The sequence below is a fragment of the Streptomyces sp. NPDC012510 genome (assembly GCF_042955065.1).
Taxonomy (GTDB): Bacteria; Actinomycetota; Actinomycetes; order Streptomycetales; family Streptomycetaceae; genus Streptomyces.
In genome coordinates this window covers 532,678-541,111 of record NZ_JBIBEN010000003.1, presented here as the reverse complement: position 1 = coordinate 541,111, position 8,434 = coordinate 532,678, and the positions used below count along the sequence as shown (strand labels likewise).

Annotated in this window: 8 protein-coding genes; all 8 read left to right on the top strand. The window is 67.4% G+C overall.

The window, feature by feature from the left end; translation table 11 throughout:
• Positions 1-146 precede the first annotated feature (146 nt).
• The 8 genes from ACFY9I_RS07850 (at position 147) to ACFY9I_RS07815 (ending at position 7,971) form a co-directional block, all read left to right on the top strand.
• The gene (locus ACFY9I_RS07850; protein ID WP_390998043.1) at positions 147-755 is read left to right on the top strand and encodes a CDP-alcohol phosphatidyltransferase family protein; all 609 of its coding nucleotides are present in this window, start codon (positions 147-149) and stop codon (positions 753-755) included.
• A gap of 114 nt (positions 756-869) precedes the next feature.
• Positions 870-3,365 (top strand): sugar phosphate nucleotidyltransferase, encoded by a 2,496-nt coding sequence (locus tag ACFY9I_RS07845; RefSeq protein WP_390998040.1) that lies wholly within the window; start codon positions 870-872, stop codon positions 3,363-3,365.
• Positions 3,366-3,466: 101 nt separating this feature from the next.
• Positions 3,467-4,372 (top strand): DUF881 domain-containing protein, encoded by a 906-nt coding sequence (locus tag ACFY9I_RS07840; RefSeq protein WP_390998037.1) that lies wholly within the window; start codon positions 3,467-3,469, stop codon positions 4,370-4,372.
• A complete protein-coding gene (locus ACFY9I_RS07835; RefSeq protein ID WP_009343209.1) occupies positions 4,369-4,701 on the top strand; it encodes a small basic family protein in 333 nt (110 codons plus the stop codon). The genes ACFY9I_RS07840 and ACFY9I_RS07835 overlap by 4 nt, the downstream gene beginning before the upstream one ends.
• Before the next feature lie 5 nt (positions 4,702-4,706).
• Positions 4,707-5,582, top strand: coding sequence for a DUF881 domain-containing protein (locus ACFY9I_RS07830; RefSeq protein ID WP_390998035.1), 876 nt, complete (start codon positions 4,707-4,709; stop codon positions 5,580-5,582).
• A 61-nt stretch (positions 5,583-5,643) separates the two neighbouring features.
• On the top strand, positions 5,644-6,615 hold the full coding sequence (locus ACFY9I_RS07825) for an FHA domain-containing protein (protein WP_390998032.1): 972 nt from the start codon (positions 5,644-5,646) through the stop codon (positions 6,613-6,615).
• A gap of 43 nt (positions 6,616-6,658) precedes the next feature.
• Positions 6,659-7,414: a MerR family transcriptional regulator gene (locus tag ACFY9I_RS07820; protein ID WP_390998029.1), complete on the top strand. Its 756-nt coding sequence runs from the start codon at positions 6,659-6,661 to the stop codon at positions 7,412-7,414.
• Positions 7,415-7,497: 83 nt separating this feature from the next.
• Positions 7,498-7,971, top strand: coding sequence for a bifunctional nuclease family protein (locus tag ACFY9I_RS07815; RefSeq protein WP_005475662.1), 474 nt, complete (start codon positions 7,498-7,500; stop codon positions 7,969-7,971).
• Positions 7,972-8,434: the final 463 nt, after the last annotated feature.

Sequence of the window (8,434 nt, the reverse complement as noted above, 5' to 3'; positions counted from 1 at the left end):
TGGTACTGCAGGGGGGACCCTGTGGGAGAGTAGGACGCCGCCGAACAAATTGTGTGAGAGCCCCTGCCGGGTTACCGGCAGGGGCTTTTTGCGTTGAGGTAGGGTCAGGGAGCATCGTTGGCTCATTTCCCACAGGAGGCTCCCGGGTGGAGGTCCAGGAGACCCGTGTCCAGACGGACCGGGTCCTCACCATCCCGAACATCCTCAGCATGGCGCGGCTCGTTGGCGTGCCCGTCTTCCTGTGGTTGGTTCTCTGGCCCGAGTTCGGCGGCCCCAAGGCCGACGGCTGGGCGCTCCTGGTGCTCGCTCTCAGCGGCGTCAGTGACTATCTGGACGGCAAGCTGGCGCGACGCTGGAACCAGATCAGCAGCCTTGGCCGGCTCCTGGATCCCGCGGCTGACAGGCTGTACATTCTGTCGACTTTGGTGGGCCTCACCTGGCGCGAGATTCTGCCACTTTGGTTGACCGCTGCACTTCTCCTGCGGGAACTGGTTCTCCTGGTGATGGTGGGCATCCTCCGGCGGCACGGCTATCCGCCCCCGCAGGTGAACTTCCTCGGGAAGGCGGCTACCTTCAACTTGATGTACGCCTTCCCGTTGCTGTTGCTCAGTGACGGAAGTGGATGGATCTCGTCACTCGCTGCTATTTTCGGATGGGCGTTCGCCGGATGGGGTACAACCCTGTACTGGTGGGCAGGGATCCTCTACGTGGTTCAGGTCCGCCGTCTTGTCAGTGCGGACGCCATGGCCGATTGAGCCCGCTCGATTGGGCAGCCCTGGTGGCTCGATGGCCCGCGTGAGAAAAGTGCGGGACAATCCGGACGGGTGAAGTCGGCTAGACCGTGTCTCTTCAAGGAGGACGCTTCCGACATGAAGGCCGTCGTGATGGCCGGAGGTGAAGGCACCCGCCTTCGCCCCATGACCTCGAGCATGCCCAAGCCGCTCCTGCCCGTGGCGAACCGCCCGATCATGGAGCACGTACTGAGGCTGCTCAAAAGGCATGGGCTCAACGAGACCGTCGTTACTGTCCAGTTCCTGGCATCACTCGTCAAGAACTATTTCGGTGACGGCGAGGAGCTCGGGATGGAGCTCACCTATGCCAATGAGGAGAAGCCACTCGGTACTGCCGGGAGCGTGAAGAACGCCGAGGAAGCGCTGAAGGACGATGCGTTCCTCGTCATCTCCGGTGATGCCCTCACTGACTTCGACCTCACCGAGCTCATCAATTTCCACAAGGAAAAGGGTGCGCTGGTCACCGTCTGTCTGACGCGGGTGCCGAATCCTCTGGAATTCGGCATCACGATCGTGGACGAGGGAGGCAAGGTCGAGCGGTTCCTGGAGAAGCCCACCTGGGGCCAGGTCTTCTCCGACACCGTCAACACGGGCATCTATGTGATGGAGCCCGAGGTCTTCGACTATGTCGAGGCCGATGTTCCCGTCGACTGGTCCGGAGATGTCTTCCCGCAGTTGATGAAGGAGGGCAAGCCGGTCTACGGCTATGTCGCCGAGGGCTACTGGGAGGACGTCGGTACGCACGAGAGCTATGTGAAGGCCCAGGCCGATGTCCTGGAGGGCAAGGTCGATGTAGAGATCGACGGCTTCGAGCTCTCGCCCGGCGTATGGATCGCCGAAGGCGCCGAGGTGCACCCCGACGCCGTGCTGCGCGGGCCGCTGTACATCGGTGACTACGCCAAGGTCGAGGCCGGCGCCGAGATCCGCGAGCACACCGTCGTGGGCTCGAATGTCGTCGTGAAGAGCGGGGCCTTTCTGCACAAGGCCGTGGTCCACGACAACGTCTACATCGGGCAGCACAGCAATCTGCGCGGCTGCGTGGTCGGCAAGAACACCGACATCATGCGCGCCGCGCGGATCGAGGACGGCGCAGTGATCGGCGACGAGTGCCTCGTCGGCGAAGAATCGATCATCCAGGGGAACGTGCGCGTGTACCCCTTCAAGACGATCGAGGCCGGTGCTTTCGTCAACACCTCGGTGATCTGGGAGTCCCGAGGGCAGGCGCACCTGTTCGGTGCCCGCGGAGTCTCCGGCATCCTGAATGTGGAGATCACTCCCGAGCTGGCCGTGAGGCTGGCGGGGGCGTACGCCACGACGCTCAAGAAGGGCTCCACGGTCACCACCGCCCGTGACCACTCCCGAGGCGCCCGTGCGCTGAAGCGGGCGGTCATCTCGGCGCTCCAGGCCAGCGCCATCGACGTACGGGACCTGGAGAACGTACCGCTGCCGGTGGCGCGCCAGCAGACGGCGCGAGGCAGTGCCGGCGGGATCATGATCCGGACGACGCCGGGAGTTCCGGACTCGGTCGACATCATGTTCTTCGACGGACAGGGCGCCGACCTGTCGCAGGCGAGCCAGCGGAAGCTGGACCGGGTGTTCGCGCGGCAGGAGTACCGGCGGGCGTTCCCCGGCGAGATCGGCGATCTGCACTTCCCTGCGAGTGTGTTCGACTCATACACCGGGTCGTTGCTGAGGAACGTCGACACGACCGGCATCGCCGAGTCGGGGCTCAAGGTCGTCGTGGACGCGTCCAACGGCAGTGCGGGACTGGTGCTGCCGAGTCTGCTGGGCAAGCTGGGCGTGGACTCGTTGACGATCAACCCCGGCCTCGACGAGTCGAGGCCTACGGAAACGGGCGACATGCGGCGCTCGGGGCTGGTGCGGCTCGGCGAGATCGTGGCGTCCTCGCGGGCGGCCTTCGGGGTGCGCTTCGACCCGGTCGGCGAGCGGCTGTCGCTGGTCGACGAGAAGGGGCGGATCGTCGAGGACGACCGGGCCCTGCTGGTCATGCTCGACCTGGTGGCCGCGGAGCGGCGGAGCGGGCGGGTGGCACTGCCGGTGACCACCACGCGGATCGGCGAGCAGGTCGCGGCCTACCACGGCACTCAGGTCGAGTGGACGACCACCTCGCCGGACGACCTCACACGGGTCGGCGGGGACGAGACGACCATCTTCGGCGGTGACGGGCGCGGTGGCTTCATCGTGCCGGAGTTCAGCAGCGTCTTCGACGGCACGGCGGCCTTCGTACGGCTCATCGGACTGGTGGCGCGCACACAGCTCACGCTCAGCCAGATCGACGCGCGGATTCCGCGCGCACACGTCCTGAAGCGCGATCTGGCCACTCCGTGGGCGGTCAAGGGACTGGTGATGCGCCGGGTCGTGGAGGCGGCCGGGGACCGCTTCGTCGACACGACCGACGGTGTACGGGTCGTGGAGACCGATGGGCGGTGGGTCATGGTCCTGCCGGACCCGGCCGAGGCCGTCACCCATCTGTGGGCCGAGGGCCCGGACGACTCCTCGGCGCAGGCTCTGCTCGACGAGTGGTCGAGTGTCGTGGACAGCGCCGGCCGCTGAACGAACCGACCCGCACGCTGCGTGCCGGACAAGTGCCCCCAACGGGGCCTGTCCGGCACGCCGGTGGGGCCATTCGGAGGTAGCCGTCGCGACGTGCGACGATGTGCGGCATGCCGCAGCAGCCCCCCGTTCGGAGCACACCCGCGCGCCCGTCGCGTCCGGACGCTTCCATGTCGCTGCTCACCAACGTCATGGACCACAGCCTCGACGACGGGTACGCCGAGGCGGCCGCCCGCAAGAAGGCCGCGGGCACCGAGGGCATGCCGAAGACGGTGCGGGCCAGGCTGGGACTCGCGGTCGGTCTGGTGCTCGCGGCCCTGGTGGTGACGGTGGGTGCCGCGGAGGCGCGGATAAGCGCTCCCGTGGTCGCCAAGGAGCGCGAGGAGCTCATCGACCGCATCCAGGAGAAGACCTCGGCCGCGGACGAGCTCGAGGACTCCGTGGACGCACTCCGTGACGATGTGAGCGCACGGCAGCGCGAGGCGCTCAAGGACGACGGCGGCAGTGACGGCGATGACCTGGTGGGCATTCTGTCGGGCGCCGTGGAGGTGCACGGCCCCGGGGTGAGGCTCGTCGTCAACGACTCCAAGAACGCCAGTCAGGGCGGTGACGGAGACCCGCGTGAGACGTCCGGGTTCTCGGACACCGGCCGGGTGCGCGACCGGGACATGCAGCGGGTCGTCAACGGGTTGTGGGCGTCGGGAGCCGAGGCCGTCTCGATCAACGGGCAGCGGCTCACCGCACTGTCGGCGATCCGGGCCGCGGGCGACGCGATACTGGTCGACAACAAGCCGCTGGCGCCGCCCTACACGGTCCTCGCGGTGGGGGACGGCCGACGGCTGAGCACCAGGTTCCAGAACAGCCCCGACGGGCTGTATCTGCACGTCCTGCAAGAGAACTTCGGTATCCGGACGAGCATCTCCGCCGAGGACGACATCACGGTGCCGGCCGCGCCCAGCGTGATCGTACGAACAGCAGAACCGAGCACAGAGAAGAGCACATCGTGATCGCCGTACTGGGCCTCGTCCTCGGAGTCGTGGCCGGACTGTTGGTCCGGCCCGAGGTACCGGCGGTGGTCGAGCCGTATCTCCCCATCGCCGTGGTGGCGGCACTGGACGCCGTTTTCGGTGGTCTGCGCGCGATGCTGGACGGGATCTTCGACGACAAGGTCTTCGTGGTGTCGTTCCTGTCGAACGTGGTCGTGGCCGCCCTGATCGTCTTCCTCGGCGACAAGCTGGGCGTCGGCGCCCAGCTCTCCACGGGCGTGGTGGTCGTCCTAGGTATCCGTATCTTCTCCAACGCCGCGGCGATCCGCCGGCACGTGTTCCGGGCGTGAGGCCGATGAGCGACAGGGACGAGACACCGACGCCGAAGCCGAATAAGGGCGGGGCAGGGGACGACACACCGACGACCCGACTTCGTCGGGAACTCCCCCAGGAGGTTCCTCCCACGGCCTTGAAGAAGCCAGGCGAGGTGCCTCAGGACGAGAAGAACAAGCTGACCGGGCGGCAGCGGCTGGCTCAGGGGCTGTGGCCGCCGCGCTTCACACGGGCCCAACTCATCGTGGCCCTCCTGCTGTTCGGTCTCGGCTTCGGGCTGGCCATCCAGGTGGCATCCAACAACGACGACGGCGCGCTGCGCGGAGCACGTCAGGAAGACCTCGTGCGCATCCTCGATGAACTGGATGACCGAACTCAGCGTCTGGAGGAGGAGAAGCAGGGTCTCGAGGATCAGCGCACCGAGCTGGAGAACAGCTCCGACCAGGCCGAGGAGGCACGCAAGCAGACGGTCGAGAAGGAGCGGCAACTCGGCATTCTGGCGGGCACGGTGGCTGCGCAGGGACCCGGCATCACACTGACGATCGACGACACGAAAGGGACGGTCGAAGCGGACATGCTGCTCGACGCGATCCAGGAGCTGCGCGCGGCCGGCGCGGAGGCGATCCAGGTGAACGGCGTACGGGTTGTGTCGGGGACCTATCTGACCGATTCCGACGACGGAATCAGCGTCGACGGGAACAAGATCACCCAGCCCTTTCGTTTCAAGGTCATCGGCAACCCGCAGGACCTGGAGCCGGCTCTGAACATCCCCGGAGGCGTGGTGCAGACACTGGAGAAGGAGCAGGCCACCGTGACCGTGCGGCGGGCGGACAAGATCGTCGTGGACGCCTTGCGAGCGCCGAAGCGGCCTGACTACGCTCGGTCGTCCTCCCGGTGAACCGCAGGTGCATGGGGCCCGTCCGGCGAGGGCATGAGGTTGCGGGGGGTCGGCGCACCGAATGGGTGGTGCGTGGTGGAAACTGTCTGGTGGGTACGGACGTTGTGAGGTTGTCCGGCTCGGCCGGTGTGTTCAGTCAGGGTTCGTCCTGCCCCACGGGCGGGTCTGTTTCGGTCAAGGGGAATCGCCCGTGAAGTTGTTTGCGAAGTTGTTCGGCAAGAGCGCGCGAGAGGGCAGCGACAACGCGACCTCCCGCCACCGCGCGCAGCCTTCGGAAGCGGAGGGCCAGGGCGGTGAGCGCCCCATGTTCCGGGACCAGGTCGCTGGTCCGGGAGGTGACATTTCCGGAGGTCAGGGCGCGCCGTCTGTTGACCCTGCCCAGTCGGGCCGCATAGGTTTCGGGGAACCGTCAACCTCAAGTTCGGGTGGAGGGTTTACCCCGGACCCGTATGCGTCCCATGCCCCGGCGGGGCAGCCGCGGCAGGAGGATCCGTCGATGTCGGCCCTGGTGTGTACGAGGTGCGGTAACCGCAACGCGGAGAACAGCCGCTTCTGCTCGAACTGCGGTGCTCCGCTGCGCGCCGGCGCGGCCGCCGAGCGTCCGTCCGAGACGACCTCCACGATCTCCATCTCCGGCCTGGAGGCCTACGACTCCGAGGTCACCGGCCAGACCCAGCTGCCGGCGCTCTCGCCCGAGGCACAGGCGGCGGTCGACGCCCTGCCGCTCGGCTCGGCGCTCCTGGTCGTGCGCCGCGGCCCGAACGCGGGCAGCCGCTTTCTGCTGGACGGCGATCTGACCACGGCCGGCCGTCATCCGCAGAGCGACATCTTCCTGGACGACGTGACCGTGTCGCGTCGCCATGTGGAGTTCCGCCGCGGTCAGGACGGCTCGTTCACGGTCGCCGACGTCGGAAGCCTGAACGGCACCTACGTCAACCGGGAGCGGATCGACCAGGTCGCCCTGCACAACGGTGACGAGGTGCAGATCGGCAAGTACCGGCTGGTCTTCTACGCGAGCCAGCGGGGTTACTGACCCGCCTCCGGACTCTGTCCGGGGGGACCCCCAGGGAAGGTCCATGTTTCGAACAACGAGCGGTGGTGCCGACCACGGCACCGCCGCCGCGGACAGTGGCCTGATGAGCATCGGCACGGTGCTGAACGCGCTGCGCGAGGAGTTCCCCGAGGTAACCATCTCCAAGATTCGATTCCTGGAGTCGGAGGGGCTCATCGAGCCGCAGCGGACCCCCTCGGGGTATCGCAAGTTCAGTGCCGCTGACGTCGAGCGCCTGGGGCGCGTCCTCAGGATGCAACGGGACCACTATCTGCCGCTCAAGGTCATCCGTGAGTATCTGGAGGCCCTGGAGCGCGGCGAGGACGTGCGTCTGCCGTCCGTGGGACGTCAGCGGGACGTGGGTGGCGGAGAACGCCTGAGCGAGCTCCTCGGGGAGCCTGAGGAGCCCACGGCCGCCCGCATCGGGCGCGCCGAGCTGGTCGCCGGAGCCGGGATCGACGACGAGCAACTGGCCGAGTGGGAGTCGTACGGGCTTGTGGCCCCGTTGTCGGACGGGTCCTTTGACGCCGAGGCCCTCACGATCGCCACGCTTGTGGTGGAACTGGGGCGGTTCGGTATCGAGCCCCGGCATCTGCGGGTGATGCGCGCCGCGGCCGACCGTGAGGCGGGGCTCGTCGATCAGGTCGTGGCACCCCTGCGGCTGCACCGCAATCCTCAGACCAGGGCCCACGCGGAGGACCGCACGAGGGAGCTGGCGGGGCTCACGGTCAAGTTGCACGCCGCGCTCGTGCGGAGCGCGCTGGGTGTGCGCTTGCGCTGAGGCGCATGTTCGCCTGTGGCGGATCGGTCGGTCGATCTGTGCCCGACTACCCAAACATCCCGAGCACGGCCTAGGGTTGCTGTGTGAACGAGCTCGATGTCGTAGGTGTCCGGGTCGAAATGCCCTCCAACCAACCGATCGTGCTCCTGCGCGAAGTGGGAGGCGACCGTTACCTCCCCATCTGGATCGGGCCGGGGGAGGCGACGGCGATCGCTTTCGCCCAGCAGGGCATGGCCCCCGCGCGACCGCTGACGCACGACCTGTTCAAGGACGTGCTGGAGGCCGTCGGCCAGGAGCTCACGGAAGTGCGCATCACGGACCTGCGTGAGGGCGTTTTCTACGCGGAGCTGGTGTTCGCCAGCGGAGTCGAGGTGAGTGCCCGGCCGTCCGACGCCATAGCGCTGGCGCTGCGTACCGGGACACCGATCTTCGGTAGTGACGGCGTGCTCGACGACGCGGGGATCGCGATCCCGGACGAGCAGGAGGACGAGGTGGAGAAGTTCCGCGAGTTCCTCGACCAGATCTCGCCCGAGGACTTCGGGACGAACAGCCAGTGAAGCGGTGGCGGGCGGACATCATGCCGGTCGGTGGGGTTCGTGGCCGTGTGCGTGCCGACGGGTGCGCGGTTCGGCGCTGAGGACGTGGCGGTCCGTCGGCCTGCACCGCTGGTGTGAACCGCCGTTGGAGACAGATCAAGATCCTTCAGCGGGGTTCACGCATGTCATGGGCGAAGCCCGGTACCGGGCGGCCCTGTCGTAGCACATTCGGCTAGCCTTTCCCCGGGGAAGGGCACGGGAAACCACTCTCAGGGTGATTATCACTCGGCGTGGCGAGTGTGGCGGTCGTTGACGCACCCCTGGTGGCTGCCTACCGTCGAGAAGGCAGGTCAAGGACGGAGGTCGGCGTGAGAAGCAGCGGCGACGGTACGGCTGGGGGTGCCCCCGGACGCAGGCTGGGGGAGAACGGCCCGTACCCGCTTCACGGCAGCGCGGCCGGTCACGTCCCGCAGCGGCCCAAGGC